13 protein-coding genes are annotated in these 15785 nt (G+C 51.2%); 5 read left to right on the forward strand and 8 right to left on the reverse strand.

The features are described from left to right. Positions 1–124: 124 nt before the first annotated feature. Positions 125–490 (reverse strand): zinc ribbon domain-containing protein, encoded by a 366-nt coding sequence (locus BLR64_RS26270; RefSeq protein WP_090719188.1) that lies wholly within the window; start codon positions 488–490, stop codon positions 125–127. A gap of 272 nt (positions 491–762) precedes the next feature. Between BLR64_RS26270 and BLR64_RS26275 the strand changes: the two genes are divergently transcribed. Then, positions 763–1467, forward strand: coding sequence for a CPBP family intramembrane glutamic endopeptidase (locus tag BLR64_RS26275; protein WP_139172102.1), 705 nt, complete (start codon positions 763–765; stop codon positions 1465–1467). Between the two features lie 52 nt (positions 1468–1519). Here BLR64_RS26275 and BLR64_RS26280 read toward each other — a convergent pair whose 3' ends face one another. After that, positions 1520–2149 carry a YfbR-like 5'-deoxynucleotidase gene (locus BLR64_RS26280; protein ID WP_090719192.1) on the reverse strand — a complete coding sequence of 210 codons (630 nt, stop codon included), beginning with the start codon at positions 2147–2149 and terminating at the stop codon, positions 1520–1522. A 333-nt stretch (positions 2150–2482) separates the two neighbouring features. Between BLR64_RS26280 and BLR64_RS26285 the strand changes: the two genes are divergently transcribed. Both BLR64_RS26285 and BLR64_RS26290 read left to right on the forward strand, forming a co-directional pair. Then, positions 2483–2701: a PspC domain-containing protein gene (locus BLR64_RS26285; protein WP_090719194.1), complete on the forward strand. Its 219-nt coding sequence runs from the start codon at positions 2483–2485 to the stop codon at positions 2699–2701. 67 nt (positions 2702–2768) lie between these two features. Then, positions 2769–3458 carry a PspA/IM30 family protein gene (locus tag BLR64_RS26290; RefSeq protein ID WP_167360789.1) on the forward strand — a complete coding sequence of 230 codons (690 nt, stop codon included), beginning with the start codon at positions 2769–2771 and terminating at the stop codon, positions 3456–3458. A gap of 66 nt (positions 3459–3524) precedes the next feature. Here BLR64_RS26290 and BLR64_RS31155 read toward each other — a convergent pair whose 3' ends face one another. After that, positions 3525–4991, reverse strand: a complete 1467-nt coding sequence (locus BLR64_RS31155; RefSeq protein WP_341833402.1) for a VWA domain-containing protein — start codon at positions 4989–4991, stop codon at positions 3525–3527. 149 nt (positions 4992–5140) lie between these two features. On the opposite strand from BLR64_RS31155, the gene BLR64_RS26305 reads away from it, so the two are divergent. Next, entirely contained in the window at positions 5141–5803 is a 663-nt protein-coding gene (locus tag BLR64_RS26305) for a 3'-5' exonuclease (protein ID WP_090719199.1), read from the forward strand. A gap of 308 nt (positions 5804–6111) precedes the next feature. Here BLR64_RS26305 and BLR64_RS26310 read toward each other — a convergent pair whose 3' ends face one another. Beyond that, on the reverse strand, positions 6112–7068 hold the full coding sequence (locus BLR64_RS26310) for a 3'-5' exoribonuclease YhaM family protein (protein ID WP_090719201.1): 957 nt from the start codon (positions 7066–7068) through the stop codon (positions 6112–6114). Positions 7069–7287: 219 nt separating this feature from the next. After that, positions 7288–9570, reverse strand: coding sequence for an FMN-binding protein (locus BLR64_RS26315; RefSeq protein ID WP_090719203.1), 2283 nt, complete (start codon positions 9568–9570; stop codon positions 7288–7290). Positions 9571–10065: 495 nt separating this feature from the next. On the opposite strand from BLR64_RS26315, the gene hemH reads away from it, so the two are divergent. Further along, the gene (gene hemH, locus BLR64_RS26320) at positions 10066–11118 is read left to right on the forward strand and encodes a ferrochelatase (protein ID WP_167360790.1); all 1053 of its coding nucleotides are present in this window, start codon (positions 10066–10068) and stop codon (positions 11116–11118) included. Between the two features lie 111 nt (positions 11119–11229). Here hemH and BLR64_RS26325 read toward each other — a convergent pair whose 3' ends face one another. The 3 genes from BLR64_RS26325 to BLR64_RS26335 form a co-directional block, all read right to left on the reverse strand. Further along, complete coding sequence (locus BLR64_RS26325; protein WP_090719209.1) at positions 11230–11682, reverse strand: hypothetical protein; 453 nt, start codon at positions 11680–11682, stop codon at positions 11230–11232. A gap of 915 nt (positions 11683–12597) precedes the next feature. Then, positions 12598–14403 (reverse strand): adenine deaminase, encoded by a 1806-nt coding sequence (locus tag BLR64_RS26330; protein WP_415841220.1) that lies wholly within the window; start codon positions 14401–14403, stop codon positions 12598–12600. Between the two features lie 140 nt (positions 14404–14543). Beyond that, a complete protein-coding gene (locus tag BLR64_RS26335) occupies positions 14544–15776 on the reverse strand; it encodes a pyridoxal-phosphate-dependent aminotransferase family protein (RefSeq protein WP_090719212.1) in 1233 nt (410 codons plus the stop codon). Positions 15777–15785 lie beyond the last annotated feature (9 nt).

Genomic DNA, 15785 nt, shown 5'->3' on the forward strand with positions numbered 1-15785 from the left:
TACGTTCTTCTCATTTCGCCCATAAAAAATCCCCTCCATAGTAGACAGATTAAACGGCTTGCTTTTTTCTGTCTACTATAGGGGGATCATATCAATAAGCTTGGGCTGTTTCTTTTCTTAAACCCTACGGCTCCCGCGGAGCCTCAAATGTATGCCCGCAGTTTGGACAAAACCGTGCGTCCGCCGGCACAGAGCTGTTGCAGCCCTTGCATATTTTCACATCGCCGAGTGCGGAGATCTGCTCCAGGTTGGCTTCAATTTCGGCTTTCAGCGCAAGGATACGGCTCATGTTAACCGCATATGCATCTGCCTGCAACGGCGAGCCCTGGAGAGTAGCTTCAAACAGCATTTTGCCCATACTCTGATACTGCTTGTCGATTTCACTCTGCTTGCCGCTGTTCTGCAATTTGAGGCGGTTTACCTCAACGACTGTCTTGGCTTTGTTGCCAGCCTCGGTCACACCTGCCTTGAACTTATCAAAAAAACTCACTTGGCACCCCTCATTTCCTGAAAATGTCGTTTGCCCTTAAAATTCGTCAGGAAGCGCAGCTTCCCTGCTATGTTTATTCACCATAACCCAATGATAGCCCTGACAACCCTCCGCACTACAGCCTCATGTCAATTGTACAAATCAATCTATCCTTCCTTCATCATAACGTATCTGTACAACTTTTAATATTTTCATTCTATTGCTGGACTGCAACTGGGAGATAAATTATAGTAGTCTGAGGAATAATCTGTAAAAAGGACGTGGGCCTGCTGATGCTGACTGCACTGATCACTGCTGTACTTATAGCATTCTCATTTAAAATCATTGAACAGCTCATCGGACTATTCAGCAAGCATCATATACGATTCGCCGTTTATTACTGGGGAGCTCTGCTTATTGCCGCGAGTCTGGTCAGCAAGGGCAATTATGTCTACAGCCTGCCGCATGATTTTCTTGCCGTACTGCCGCTGTGTCTCCTCATTCTGCTCATTAACGGACTGGTAGCCAGACGCTCTGGCTATTCACCCGCAGGCCGGTTCAATACCTTTAATTTTATTATCGCCTATCCTGTACTTGAGGAGATTGCCTTCCGGGGGCTGGCCCTGCCTGTGCTTGCCCGTCATGAAAGCTTTGGCGCCTTATCCGGACTGGAGCTGGGTTATGACCTGATTCCGCAGCTCAGCCTGGCGGTGATTATTACGGCCGTTCTGTTTGCTGTCTCTCACCTGCAGTACTATAGGCTCAATGCCGAAAGCATCCGGTTCATGGCGTTTGCGCTGAGCGGCGGACTGTTTTTCGGGCTTGTTGCGCAGGCGACAGAGTCGATACTTTTAACCATTTTAATGCATATATCCTTTAACGCCTCCGCAGCACTATATTCTTATAACAAGAGAAAGCCGCCCAAACAAGTAGAAACGGCCATGCCGTCCTTCAGAGAAGGCGGTAACCGTTTCTGCAAGAAATATAAGGATTATTGATAGCGTAAAACATATAAATTCTTATATTTAAAAAAAGAGTACCGCTCATCACCTACAGAGCCAGTGCCTCTTCTGTAATTCTTCTGATATCCACCGGAGACAGCGTCTCCTCGTTCACCATATCCGGCAGGATCTCTGCCAGGAAATATTCCACGCATTTCAGGTCAATGTTCTTGATCTTGATCAGCGCATTGCGGTACATCACCACAAATTCCTTCTCCGTATTGCCCCGCTGCATCTCCGCAAAAGCCTCATACACCTGATCCATTTTATCCGCGACCTCGAGAATCAGCCCCTCCAGCGACTCATCCTTGCCCTCACGCAGCTGCTGGACGAAGATGCTTTTGAACTCCTCCGGGATATGCTCCTCAATAAAGTTATGGACCATCCCTTCCTCAACCTGCTGGATCAGCGACCGCAGCTGCAGCGAGGAATGCTTCACCGGCGTTTTGATGTCCCCGATAAAAATCTCTCCATAATCATGGCTGCTCGTTATCTCATAAAGCTTTTTCCAGTCGATCACCGCTCCGTTTTTCTCTTCAATATCAGCCAGCGTTTTGGCGTATTGCACAACCTTCCAGGAATGGGCGGCTACGCTATGCTCCTCAAACTTGAACTTACCCGGACAGCGGATAATCCGTTCCAGCTCATTCAGTGAGCGAAAATACTTATGAATCCCCATGGCCAGTCCTCCTTATTCTTCAAAGTCTTAACCGGAAAGTGAGTTTCATCTCTTGGAGACGGGGAGGTAGAGCTACCTACAGTATAGGCCGGGAATGTTAAGCGGAAATATAACCGGATGACTCCTTATGTTAAAAGAGTACCTTTTGCCCGGCTGGCCTGACCAGCTCCGGCCCCGTCTTTTTGCGGACCCCATCCCCGTCTAAGGTCTGGATTCAAAAACAGTCCCCAGTCCGTTTTGCGCAGCTTCAAATCGCCGTACAATGAACACATAGATAACGGATATTGAGAAGCCCCCTTCGGGTGTATCCATAACAAGAGAGGAAGATTATTAATGAGAAAATTGTACCGTTCCACTACTGACAAGATGTTTACAGGTTTATGCGGAGGGCTGGCGCGCTACTTTAATCTGGATACCACCCTCGTGAGACTGCTCGTCGCAGCCGCTGCATTTTTCAGCTTCGGTACCGTCCTGTTCATCTACATTATCGCCAGCATCTTTATTCCAAAAGAGACTTACACCAGCTTTACAGACAGCTTCGATCACTATTAATCGATAATGATATAAAGGCCCGGCATAAAGAAAACATCCAAAATTATAATTTGAAGGAGAAATGAACATGAGCAGCATATTTGAACGTATTACAACCCTTACCAAGGCAGCTATTCACGAAGGATTGAACAAGCTGGAGGACCCGGTACTGCTGACCGGCCAATATCTGCGCGACCTCGATGACAAAATCAGCAGCGCCGAAAGCAAGCAGCGTGAGCTGAAGGTTACCGCAAGCGTACTGGAACGCCGCAAGGCCGAGTATCTGGTGCAGGCGGACAGCAGCGAGGCTGCCGCAGTCCAGGCCATGAGCGAAGGCAATGAACCGGCAGCCAGAGCCGCTGTAACAGCCAAGCTGCGTTATCTCGAAAGTATTCAGGAGACAGAAGCCATTCTCGACGAAACCCTGCAGGCCTTGGCCGCTCTGGAGGTTAATCTGCAGAATGCCAAAGCAGAGCATGCCCGGCTGAAGGCCAAAAGAGCAGAGCTGGCCGAACGCGCCCGCAAAGCTGAAGCAAGTAAACGGGCCGCGCAAAACAGTGCAGCTTCCCACACAGGAGCACCTGTGTACGGTCACGTAATCAACGCCGGCGCCGCCTCCCGCGGCTTCGAGCGGATGGAAGACAAGATCAATGAGTGGGAAGCGCAAGCAGGGCACTCTGCAAAGGCTTCCGCCCCTGTCATCGACCCTGCTCTGCAGGGCGCCGTGGAAGCCGAGCTGGCCCGCCTGCGCAGCAAGCAGTCGGACAGCGGTAAGTAAGTCAGGGCACGAAATTCTTTGTAAAAAAGGTACTGGCCGTTTTATCGGAACAGTACCTTTTTGATGTTAAGATTGTAGTATCCGTTTGTCCTTAGCAGCCTTAAGCCATTGCGGAAATTCATTCAGCAGCCTGTCATACAGCTCCTCATCTGTAACCTCCTCAATCCGGTCCAGATGCACAAAATCCGCATTGTCCACGACACGCCCGGTCATGTTATCCAGCCCCTCCAGCACTTCGAAATCGGAGTTCCCGATCCCTACAAACTGCCAGAAAATCGGCTGGACGGCTGCATTCCTAATGACTTTTTTCGTAGCTCTTACGACACCTCCGTCATTGATAAAAATAATAAAGACCGGAGCTTTATCCTTCTCCTCTTCCTTCGTATATTTGCGGATCACGTCCTCCATAACGGGAGGCTCATTATTAAATCCAAATTTATGAATAGAGCGGTTATTCAGGATATGCCGTTTGACGTAATCACCGAAATCCCGCTCCGTTACCGAATCCATCCGGCTGAACTCATTATCATACACCCAGACATCCAGCACACCGTTGTCATCGAATTTGCTGGCTACAGCGAGAATCCGCTCAACTACTTCCTGCACCACGCCTCTGGCATAAAGAGTCCTCATGGAGCCGCTGATATCCAGGACTATGCCTACTCTGGCCGTTACGCCGGTCAGCTGCTTCTTTTCGAGGGTGAGCTGGACGATTTTTTTGCGCAGGTCGATCTTAGACAGGACAGGTGGATTTAAAGCCTGTGCCGATGCTGCTGCAGATGATGCTGATGCTGCCTGCGGGACAGACGGGTTAGCCGGAGCTGATGAAAGGGGCTGGGAGGATGGATCGTTAGAAGCTGCTGCTGGCGTTTGTGCAGACGGGCTGGCGGATGAAGAGGCCGATGCAGACAGCTTGTCCGGCGCAGCTGTATTATTACTCCCTTTAACAGCCGTTTCCGCTGCAGCCGCAACCTCTGATGACCCGGTTGATTCGACTTCCAGTCCATAGTTCACACACAGCGCAGCTAGCCCGCCGTTAAACCCGCTGCCGACAGCACTGAATTTCCACTCCCCATTATGCCGGTATAACTCGCCCACTACTATCGCTGTTTCCTGCGCTAAATCAGAGCCATAATCAAAATGGTGCAGCTCCTCGCCGCTCTGCCGGTCCAGCAGCCTGACATAGAGGCCGGACACATCCTTCATCCGGTGGTTCAGCTGCTCACCTTCATAGATGGTTAGTGTCAGCGCGATCCGGGCAACCTTTTGCGAGAGACGGGGCAGCATGACGGTAATGCTCTCCTTATCGCCATTTCCAGCAGCTGCGTGGTTGACGGAGCCATCCTGAGATACCGGGTTTCCATAAAAAATAAAATCCTCATCCCGCTCACACTTCCCCTGCTCAGACAACAAAAATGCGGCGGCATCAATCCCCATCTCGGCATTCCGGGCCGTCCATCCGAAAGATAATATAAGCTCGTTTAAGTCCCTGCCCTTGGTCACATCCGTTTTCTGGCCTTTCAGCAGCTGCATTCGCTCATCTCCTTAACCTATTGGCATTTTCCAAATATTCATAGTTCAGGAATAGCATACTATCCGGGTTTTGTAAATTCAGCAGATTGTATTTACTCTTTCACTACTTTAATATTAAGGATACATATGATAGATAAGGGGCTTTACCAATGAATTTTACTGCAATTGACTTTGAGACCGCAAACTCCAGCCGATCCAGCGCCTGTTCTCTTGGACTTGTCCAGGTTAGAGACGGTGTAATAACGGCCGAGCATGTATGGCTGATCGATCCGCGCCAGCGGTTTGACGGCATGAACATTGCGATCCACGGCATCATCCCCTCCATGGTTCAGGGACAGCCTACCTTTGAGGAGCTTTGGAGCACGGTGGAGCCGTTGCTGCAGGATGAGATCGTCGTGGCCCATAATGCCGCGTTTGATATGAGCGTTTTGCGCTACTGTCTGGATGCTTCGGGGAACCGCTACCCTGATTTTCAATATTTATGCACATACTTACTCGGCAAAAAAATGCTCGATGAGCTGCCGTCCCATAAACTGAACGTCATCTCCCAGCATTTCGGCATCAGCCTGAAGCACCACGATGCGCTGGATGACGCCCGTGCCGCCGCACTGATTCTGCTGAAGCTGATGGAGCAGGATCAGAAGTTTGAGCCGCTCCTGCTGGCAGACAACCAGGGCTACACCGCCGGTAAAATGTTCGCAGGCGGCTACACCCCGTTCAAATCGCCGCCCAAAAAGACGCCGCGAAAGAAGCAGCCGGCCAAGGCACCTGCCTTACCGCCAGCTTCTCCGTCTGTTAAGCCTTACTTTTGAGGAGAGCTTGCCAGTCAGTCGGGCCGCTGCTATTTAGGCGGCCCGCCTCCATGTGCGTGGGCATTAGTTGGAACCTGCACGCTTTCTGCACGTGGCAATAACGGGATTTTTCCCCTTATTGCTGCCATCCCGCCTCATACTAGCGGCGAATCACGCACATGTATGACGCTAAATAGCCCCTGCCCACAACTGCCGGCCCCTTACCTCCCCGGCCGATGCCCACGACAAAAAGCAGGTTCTCCCGAAACCGGGTGAACCTGCTTTTTGCTGCGGCTGCAGCCAAGGATAATTTAAGTTAATATAGCTGCTTACAGCTTCAGCCGGTACACTGCTTTATTCTCCAGCCCTCTGATAAATGGAGTCCATTCCTCCGTTTCCGGCGTGGTATCTAGTGCGTCCTCCACCATCTGCAGCTTGGCATCCATCGCATCAATATGATGCAGGGCGACTGCCTCGGCTGTCTGCGGCTGAACCGGGCTGCCCCATTCGCCCAAATTGTGGTGCGACAATACAAGATGCTGAAGCGCGAGCACCTTTTCCGACTCCAGATCAATACCTGTACGTATCGCCGCTTCGGTAATCCAGTTCGAGGCCATGGAAATATGGCCGATTAGCTTGCCCTGAACACTGTAATCTGAAACGATTCCAAAGCTTGAAATCATCTCCTCCGGCTTGGCGATATCATGCAGAATAATGCCGGCCCTCATAAGATCCGGGTTCAGAAACGGCCGCTGCTTGCACAGGAAATCTCCGATTTCGAGCATACGTACCATATGATAGGCCAGTCCGGCATAATAGGCATGATGATGGGTTTTGGCCGCCGGATAATGCATCAGCTTTTCCTCAACCTTACCGACACAAAAAGCAACGAGCGCCGAGATTTCCGTATCGGTGATACTGGACATTGCCCCTTTGATTGTATGCAGCAGGTCCACCGGACGGATCGGGGCCGAACGGATGAACTCAGTCAGCGATACACCATCTGATTCCTCAGCAAGCCTCATCTTGGTAATCTTGATCTGCAGCTTTTCCCGGTAGGTATGGGCAATCCCGCGTACCTTCACCAGCGACATCGGAAAAAAGGTTTCTTTATCAGCTGTGCTGACATCCCAAAATTTGGCAGAGATCTGCCCACTGGAGTCACCGAGTACAATATCGAAATAATCCTTTGGAGGAGTACCGTTGGTTTGTTTGATTGCCAGCTCTCTAAGGAGATAAAAACCGGTAAATTCATCCTGTGGAGATAGTTGCTTGATAAGTGTCATGTTGGAGCCTCCCGTTACTAACAGGCACACATACCTGCTGTGTATAGTAAACTTTGTACATTGACTGCGAAATCCCTTTAAATACTATACGAATTTCCATATGAAATATGCCGCAGTAATAATAAGTCTACTATAATATAACCGAATAATACACTAAAAGGGGCTGCCCCCCGCCATTTGCACGGCTGAGGACAACCCCTTGCTAAAACTCATTAATACTTACTTGCCTGCTGCTTCCAGAGCCGCCTTGATAGCTTCTACAGCTTTGGCAGAAACAGCTTTTTCAGCATCGTTGGCGCCGAATGCAGCTGCTTTGTATCCATACTTGTGCAGGCTGTTGCCGGTCGAAGTGGACTCAATTTCACTCTTCACCGCGAGTTGAGCGGCTGTCAGGTATTCAGGAGTCTTAACTTTTCCATTAGCATCCAGATAATACACAAGCATTGCTACAGGAACATTGTTCTTCACAGTAACCATAACGTTTACGGATTTGTCGGTGCTTGCACCGATGAAAATACCGTTGAAGTAAGCCGCTTTGTGCGCTTCTTCAACTTCAGCTTTACCGTAAGCTCTGTCTACTGCTGCTTTCAGAGCGTTGCTGCTGCTGGTTGCACCGGATACGGCATCAACCTCTTGCACACCTTCTCTGGTACCGGCAGCAAGGAAGCTTGCTGTCAGCTGCGGGATCGCTTTTTGCACTTCTGCATAAGCGGCCTTGCCCAGGTCTACCATGTTCATGCCTACGCGGGACAGGACTACGTTTACGATTTTGCCGTTACGCAGGGTAACGTCAGCTTTGTTCGTACCTTTATCATAAGCGTCACCGTATGCGGTGAATGTGCCGTCTTTGTACTCGCCTTGTACTTTGGAAGCATTAGCCAGCGCGTCAGCCAGAGCTGCTCTTGCTGCTGCGGTCAGCGCTTCCTGGCCTGTAACATCGGCAAGTGCTACACCCTTATCAAGCAGGCCTGCTTTCAGCTGGTCAACCAGCGTCTTTTGTTCTGCAGTCAGTTTGGCGTCAGCAATCAGCTTGCCGTCTGTGCCAAACAGGCTCAGTGTCAGACCGGTTACTTCATCAGCTTCAATATCAGCCAGCAGCAAGATTTTGGATTGGTTATCCACGCCTGCAAATTTACCGTCGAAATATTGTCCTTCAGTCGGAACCTTCAGCGCTTTCTCGAATGCTCTTTCTACAGCCTGGTTCCAGCCGTGACTGCTTTCGGTAGCGCCGGAAATACCGTCAACCTTTTCATCATAATTAGCGATATAAGATCCGTTTGCCAGCAGCTTGGCAGTCATCGGAGCATTTGCTTTTACCACTTCAGCATAAGCAGTTGCACCTCTGTCAATCAGGTTGGTGCCAAGTCTGTACAGCTTCACATCTACAAGCTTGCCGTTTCGGATAATAATATCCGCTCTTTCTACGCCTACGCTTCTTGCAGTACCGTAGGAGGAGTAGAATCCGTCAATATAAGCGGATGTGTTGTTGATTGTAGCGTTCTGCTCTGCATCCCAGAATGCGTTGATCGCAGCTCTGGATTCCGCTTCAAAGCCTGGAACCGCCTGTGCGGAGGAACCTTTAGCCAGCAGTGCAGGAGTGATTGCAGCAATTGCAGCAGTCTGCTCTGCAGTGTAGTTCTTTTCGTCTACAAAATCACCGGCGGCTGTCAGAGGGTACAGCTTGACAGCAGTAAGGCTGTTCTCATCAAAGGTTGCAAATACAGCGTATTTGCCTTCAGGGTCGATACCCATATGGTCACCTGTGAAATAGGTAGCATCAGCAGGTTTTACTTTAAGCGCTCTTTCAAACGCTCTGTCAACAGACAGCTTCCAGCCGTTGCTGCTGCGGGTTGCGCCGGATACGGCATCAACTGCTGCTGCGCCGTCTCTTGTTTTGCCGAGGAGCTTATCCTTCATCAGGCCGTAAGCTACCCATACGCCGCTGTAGTTGTCGCGGACATTGCGGTCGATCAGCTTAGGGCTTGTTCTCATCAGCTCGAGATCGGCAATCTTTCCGTCCTTAATGGTAACCTTAGCACCTTCAGTGCCTTTGGAGTAGGCATTGCCGTAAGCAACATAAACTCCGTCTTTATATACGTTCTCTTTAACCGTTACAGGCTTCGCAGTTGCAACCGGTTTGGCTGTTGCTTTAGCAGTTGCTGCCGGTTTAGCAGTAGCTGCAGGCTTAGCAGTAGCTTTGGCAGTAGCAGCAGGCTTAACAGTTGCCGGCTTGGCTGTTGCTTTTGGTGTTGCAGCAGGCTTCGCAGTCGGCTTCGCTGTTGCTTTTGGCGTAGGCTTAGCAGTTGGCTTTGGTTTGGCTGTTGCCTTAGGTGTTGGCTTGGCTGTTGGCTTAGCTGCCGGTTTGGCTGTAGCTGCCGGCGCTTCCTCCGAAGCGGCCGAAACGGCATCCACAGTCAGCTTCAGAGCCGGTGCGTTAATGGTGTAAGCGAATGGCGCAAGCAGTAAGGCTGCGCTGATAGTCAAAGAAAATAGTTTTTTCAATGCGTACTCTCCTTTACCTAATCCCCAGTAGTATATAGCTCTTCAAAACAATCCTCCTGCCGGTCTTCTCCTGTCCTTTCTTACGAAGAACAACCTGTTTCTTCATAAGAAAACATCCCCCCTCTCCCGTTCGTGCATGACCCGCTACCTCTCTCTTGAGAAGACGCTTTTTCTTGTTTTGCTATCAACTGATACATAAGGTGAAAAAAATCACATAAAAGGTGAATTAATTCACATAAAATTTAAAAACCTCAGCGAGGTAATTTCTGGCTTGATGGTAACAAATCCCGGCTTCTTTTCTCTGTATATAAAATCACACACCCTATAAGAAACATCACTATTTGTGTTTAACAGAAAAAAAATATTTTTGAAAACTCTCAATTTCTCCCATTTACTCCGTCTTATGATAATCCTGTGATTTTACGTATTGTGCACCCTACAAAAGCTATGCTATTTTTAAACGATGTCATGTTTAGGAAAGGAGCATCTCCGGCAATGAACCAGTCGCTTATAGGGGTCATTCTCGCCCAAATCGGAACACCTGCTGCCCCAACCGCCAAGGCTGTCCGCCCTTATCTTCGCAGATTCCTGTCGGACCGCCGGATCATTGATTATCCGCCTATACTCTGGCAGCCTCTGCTGCGCGGGATTATTCTGCGTGTTCGTCCGCGCAAGTCCGCAGCGCTCTATAGTGCTGTCTGGCATAAGGACGGCTCCCCTCTGCTCCTGTATTCGCAGGCTCAGCAGAGCCGCCTGCAGGAACTGCTCGGCAGCCGTTTCCGGGTCGGGCTCGGGCTTGCCTACAGCCAGCCGGGCATGGAACAGGCCATGGCCTCACTCGAAGCTGCCGGCGTGCAGCGGATTATTGTCGTTCCTTTATTCCCGCAATATTCATCCACCACCACCGCTTCTGTCTATGATGCTGCCTGCTTCGCCGCTCTCGGCAGAAAAAGCGCCTCAGGCCCGGTAACCAAACGTTTCGTACCCGCCCTGCGGTTTATTGATACATACTATGATGCACCCGGATACATTTCCGCCATGAAGCAGCACCTGCTCCGCCACTTACAGGCGTTAACCGCTAAGCCCGATTTCGCCGTGCTCTCCTTTCACGGCATCCCCCGCAGGTATGCGGAGACGGGCGATCCTTATCCGGAGCAGTGCCATGAAACCGCCCGGCTGCTGGCAGAAGCCATGAATTGGGAACCGGGAAGCTGGCAGATCAGCTTCCAGTCACGGTTTGGCCGGGAGGAATGGGTCGGCCCCTCTACGGAGGAAGTCCTGAAGAGCCTTGCGGAACGGGGGTTCCGCAGGCCGATGATTTTCTCGCCCGGCCTGGTGACCGACTGTCTGGAGACACTGCATGAGCTGGCTGTCGAAGGACGGGATTTTTATGTATCTGGCGGAGGGGCCGCAGAGGATTTCCTGACCGTCCCCTGCCTGAACGATAGTGCGGAATGGCTGGATTTTCTGGCCGGACTGGTCAATGACAATGCCCGGGGCTGGCTGCCGGCGGCTGTTGATCCGCCGAAGCCCGAGAACCGCACCTGATTCCGAAGTCCTTGCCAACCACCTTAACACCGGAAGCTAATATTAACCCTTTAATGTAAAAACCGCTGCCTCCGTCAATACAGCACGGAGCAGCGGTCTTTCGCCTGATGCTTACGCAGTCAATTGCTTGTACTTGGCAGTCAGTTCCTCAAACCACACTTTATCCTGCAGGGATAGGGCGAAGTCAATCAGCTCGGCAATCTCGGACGGCTGCAGGTCAGGAGTATCATTGAAGCTTACCTCTGCTGAAGCAGTCGCTGCGCCCTCCGCCCCTTCCGCAAAATCATAAGAAAATCTGAGCTTAATGTCACTTTCCATAAATTCGTTGCGGAGGAAATACAGCACCTCGCACATCAGGACCGGTCTGACGTGATTCTCGAACACACAATCCATCACCTTAGCCCAGTACTGCTGGTTGCTGAGATGCAGCTTATCATTGGTCAGCAGATATTGCTCACCCTGAAAATCGTTAACAAATCTGAGCTCAAGAGGCTCCATTTTGAAGATGCCGGCAATTTGCTTCATTGTGATATTCACAATGTCCTGTGTTCCTAATCTGATCATCTCATACACCCCGTTCCATATATTTAAACTTTCTGCGGCTTGTCTGGTAGTCGGCAATTGGAAAACAATTATAATTAATTTAAAAGTATTATCGTCCATTTCTACAGGATTGTTAATGTTTTTTATCAATTTCGACAAAAAAATGTTTCAAATTGTGATGAATCGGTTAATATTATGTTTTTTATGACAGAACTGTAACCATTTACGCTTTTTTCGGCAGCAAAATAACCCCTCTGCGAGGAAAAATTGCAATACAGAGCGAGGGTTGCGACAGAAATAAATACTATTCGGCTTAAGGAGTGAAGAGCAGCCCGTTGTCCCTAACCGCGCTTACGGATATGAACAGAACGGACAGAACTGGAAATGTAATTACGCAGACACGTTTGCCACCGGTGCGGCTAATGTTTTCTCTTCCTTAGAGGATTTGACAAAAGTGGGATGTTGTAAGGTTCTATGAACAGCAATTCAGTGTAAATCTGCTCTGTAATTCAGCCAGCCCGGATTGGTCAGAGTCTTATGCGTTTATTGAACGTTTGTATGGTGAGTTTGGTCAGGCAGGAATCTGAAGATAACAGCAGCCGGGTCCCATCTCCAATCAATTCACGGCTAGGCCATAAAGAAAATCACCATGCAGCCTGTCTAAATGGAAAATCGCCACCTAATTCCCCGCGGAACCCCGTTATCTGAAAACTAAGTGGATAAACACCTCCTAAATTCTCCAAAATTGTATCCAATGCAGTAAATGACCCGAAATAGTTGGCGTTTTTCCACCTAATACTCACTAAAACTGCAGAACGCGGAAATTAAGAGGCGAAAATCAAACTAATTTAGTTTGAGCTATAAAAAAATGCCTCCAGACCGGAAACCGGCTGAAGGCATTTTCTATACTATGGAGCTATTGCTGCAGCCGGCCGGTCAGCTGAACAAGTTCACCAGCTGAATGCCGTCTTCCGGCGAGATCCGTACCAGACCCTTGTCGGAAATCCGTAGGGTCGGGATAACGGCAAGCGCCAGCAGGGACAATGTCATAAAGGCATAATTCAGCGTGCAGCCTGAATTATACAGCGCCGTACTGATCGCCGCAGACTGCGCTGCTGCCACTTCAAACGGCTCTGCCGACATCAATCCGGCAATCGCCAGCGGGAATAAAGTGGTATCTGACTCCGTAATGACAGCTACGCCGCCCTGGGCTTCGGCAACAGCAGCTGCCGCTTTTGCCATCAGGACATCGCTATTTCCGATCACCAGCACGTTGTGGCTGTCATGGGCAACCGTCATTGCTATCGCCGCCGGCTCATGGAAGCCGATGCCTTCAACTACCCCGACCGATTTGTTGCCGGTTCCTTTGTGCCGCTCGAACACAGCAATTTTGCAGAGGCCGCTGCCGACCTGCAGCTCCCCGTTCTCCACAGGCAACTGAACGATCAGCTCCTCCGTCTCCACATGGTTCTCGATCACCTTAATAACACGGGTAGCCAGGCTGCCGGACTCTACCGGAGCATGAATGATGAAATCCTCCGGCACCGGAAGCTGCTGCAGATGAACCGAGGCACGCACTTCCTCGGGATAGGTGTAGACCGGCAGTTCAGCCGTCATAATCCCATTCTCAGCGACCACCACTCCTGCTGCGATAGTCGTTACTACATGCACATCAGCCAGATTGCCGTCCAGCAGAATAATATCCGCACAGGAGCCCGGTGTAACCGAACCGATATCACGGGCTACCCCGAAGCGTTCAGCGGTATTAATCGTTGCCATCTGGAAGGCCGTAACCGGCTTCACTCCCTGGGCAATTGCATGGCGCACAACAAAATCCATATGTCCTTCATCGCGCAGCGACTCCGAGCTCCGGTCATCGGTAACCAGCATCATGCGGCGCGTGTCCAGCCCGTGCTCCGTATGCGCGGTGATCGTCTTTGCAACATCATGCCAGGCGGAGCCGCGGCGCATTTTGGCATACATCCCCAGTCTGACCCGTTCAATGACATCCTCCGCTGTTACACATTCATGATCTCCTGTTACACCGGCGGCCGCATAGACAGGAAGCCTCCAGTCACTGGAGGGCCAGGTGAAATGTCCGTCAACGTACCGTCCGGCACGCAGTGTCGCCTGGATTTCGCCGATCATTTTATCATCCCCGTACACCACGCCCGGGAAGTTCATCACTTCACCAAGCGCAATCACATCCTCGCCCCAGGTAAAAGCTTCCGCTATCTCAGCCGGTCCCAGCGAGGCACCGGTGGTTTCGAACTCTGCACCTGCCGATGGCACGCAGGAGGCTACCTGCATGTAGGCTGCCAGCGGTGTGCCGCGCATTTCATCCAGCATCAGCTTAATGCCCTTCAGCCCGAATACATTGGCAATTTCATGGGCGTCAAAAAATCCGCCTGTCGTCCCCAGCGGCAGCACCGCCCGGGCAAACTCTGTAACGGTCAGCTGTGTACTTTCGATATGGCAGTGTCCGTCAAGCAATCCGGGTGCGATATATTTCCCGGCCGCATCAATAATCTGTGTATGTTCTCCAATGGTATGCGAGACATCCTTACCTACATAAGCGATGCGTCCCCCCTGCACCGCAACAGACATCCCTTCCAGTATTTCTCCGGAAACCACATTGACCAGCTTCCCTCCCGTTATAACCAGGGACGCCTTCTGATCACCGCGGGCCGTAGCCACCAGCTCAGGCACACAGTCCGCCAAAGGCTTTCTTTTGAATGACATGACTTCCACTCCCTCCGTATTTTAATAAAAACGGCTCTGCCGCCCCTCGCGGGGCGCAAGCCGTTTCCTGGGTAAAGCCGGGACAGCAGGCCGTCCGCAAGCTTCTCTAAACACCATTTCTCCAGTTGCCGTTCAGACGATTATCTACCTTTTTGTTCATATACGTCAAGTGCCGCCTGGACACTAAGGCCGGGTGACAGAGAGTGCCCATGCCGCAAAAGGGTTGCCTCAAGCGCTCCCAGCACGCGCAGCACATTATTTTCACGGCAGCTGAAGCCCATCGTACCGATACGCCATATTTTACCTTTAAGCGGACCAAACGAGCTGGCGATCTCAATACCAAAATGATCAAGCAGCATCGTACGCACCGACTCCCCATCCACCCCCTCCGGAATTTGCACGCAGGCCACCACAGTCAGCTTGCAATCCGGATCGCCGTATAGTGTAAGTCCCATTGCAGCAAGTCCGGCAACCAGCGCCTGTTCATGCAGGGCATGCCTCGCATGCCGCGCCTCCAGACCTTCCTCAAGCACCAGCCGCAGTCCTTCACGGAGCGCATAGAGCATCGACGTCATCTCCGTATGGTGGTTCAGCCGCTGGGGACTCCAGTAATCCTGAAGCATTCCCAGATCAAAATAATTACTGCGCACCGGCGGCAGTTCCCCTGCCTCAAACCTGCCTGTTCTAAGCCCGCGTTCGACCTGCTTGCGCTTCAGCAGCTTGGCTTCCGCCCGCTCATTATACGTAACCGGAGCCATTCCCGAAGGAATCGACAGGCATTTCTGCGTACCGCCGATGACAGCATCCAGCAGCCATTCATCGGTCTCTACAGGCACGCCGCCAATGGTTGCAACAGCATCCACAATCAGCAGGGCATCCTGCTCCCTGCAGACCTGCCCGATTTCAGCAAGCGGCTGCATCCGTCCCGTAGACGTTTCACCGTGGACAATGGCCACTACATCCGGCTTGATGCTGCGGATCGCAGAGATCACTTCCTCCGGAGCAAACACGCTGCCCCATTCTTTCTCTATCGTATACACCTCAGCTCCGCACCGTTCCGCAATCTCATGCAGCAGATGGCCGAACCGGCCAAAGATCGGAATAAGCACCCGGTCGCCCGGCGCAATCAGACTGACCATCACGGCTTCAATGCCGGAACGGGAGGTACCGTCAACCGGAAAAGCCCATTTATTGCCCGTCTTAAACAGCGCGCGCAGCATTTCCATCGTTTCATTCATAATATCTGTAAACTCGGGATCAAACTGGCCCAGCACCGGAAAAGACATTGCCCGCAGCACCCGCGGATCAACCTCTACCGGCCCTGGAGTCATAATACACCGCAAGGACGGCGCCAAATCTTCGTACCGTTTCATGCAAACCTC

The organism is Paenibacillus typhae (assembly GCF_900099765.1).
In the GTDB taxonomy this organism is placed as follows: Bacteria; Bacillota; Bacilli; order Paenibacillales; family Paenibacillaceae; genus Paenibacillus_AQ; species Paenibacillus_AQ typhae.

What these genes read in the sequence shown, in the direction of transcription:
- BLR64_RS26275 (WP_139172102.1), top strand. Translation starts at nt 763, where the DNA reads ATGCTGACTGCACTGATCACTGCTGTACTTATAGCATTCTCATTTAAA.
- BLR64_RS26280 (WP_090719192.1), bottom strand. Translation starts at nt 2,149, where the DNA reads ATGGGGATTCATAAGTATTTTCGCTCACTGAATGAGCTGGAACGGATT.
- BLR64_RS26285 (WP_090719194.1), top strand. Translation starts at nt 2,483, where the DNA reads ATGAGAAAATTGTACCGTTCCACTACTGACAAGATGTTTACAGGTTTA.
- BLR64_RS26290 (WP_167360789.1), top strand. Translation starts at nt 2,769, where the DNA reads ATGAGCAGCATATTTGAACGTATTACAACCCTTACCAAGGCAGCTATT.
- BLR64_RS31155 (WP_341833402.1), bottom strand. Translation starts at nt 4,991, where the DNA reads ATGCAGCTGCTGAAAGGCCAGAAAACGGATGTGACCAAGGGCAGGGAC.
- BLR64_RS26305 (WP_090719199.1), top strand. Translation starts at nt 5,141, where the DNA reads ATGAATTTTACTGCAATTGACTTTGAGACCGCAAACTCCAGCCGATCC.
- BLR64_RS26310 (WP_090719201.1), bottom strand. Translation starts at nt 7,068, where the DNA reads ATGACACTTATCAAGCAACTATCTCCACAGGATGAATTTACCGGTTTT.
- hemH (WP_167360790.1), top strand. Translation starts at nt 10,066, where the DNA reads ATGAACCAGTCGCTTATAGGGGTCATTCTCGCCCAAATCGGAACACCT.
- BLR64_RS26325 (WP_090719209.1), bottom strand. Translation starts at nt 11,682, where the DNA reads ATGATCAGATTAGGAACACAGGACATTGTGAATATCACAATGAAGCAA.
- BLR64_RS26330 (WP_415841220.1), bottom strand. Translation starts at nt 14,403, where the DNA reads ATGTCATTCAAAAGAAAGCCTTTGGCGGACTGTGTGCCTGAGCTGGTG.
- BLR64_RS26335 (WP_090719212.1), bottom strand. Translation starts at nt 15,776, where the DNA reads ATGAAACGGTACGAAGATTTGGCGCCGTCCTTGCGGTGTATTATGACT.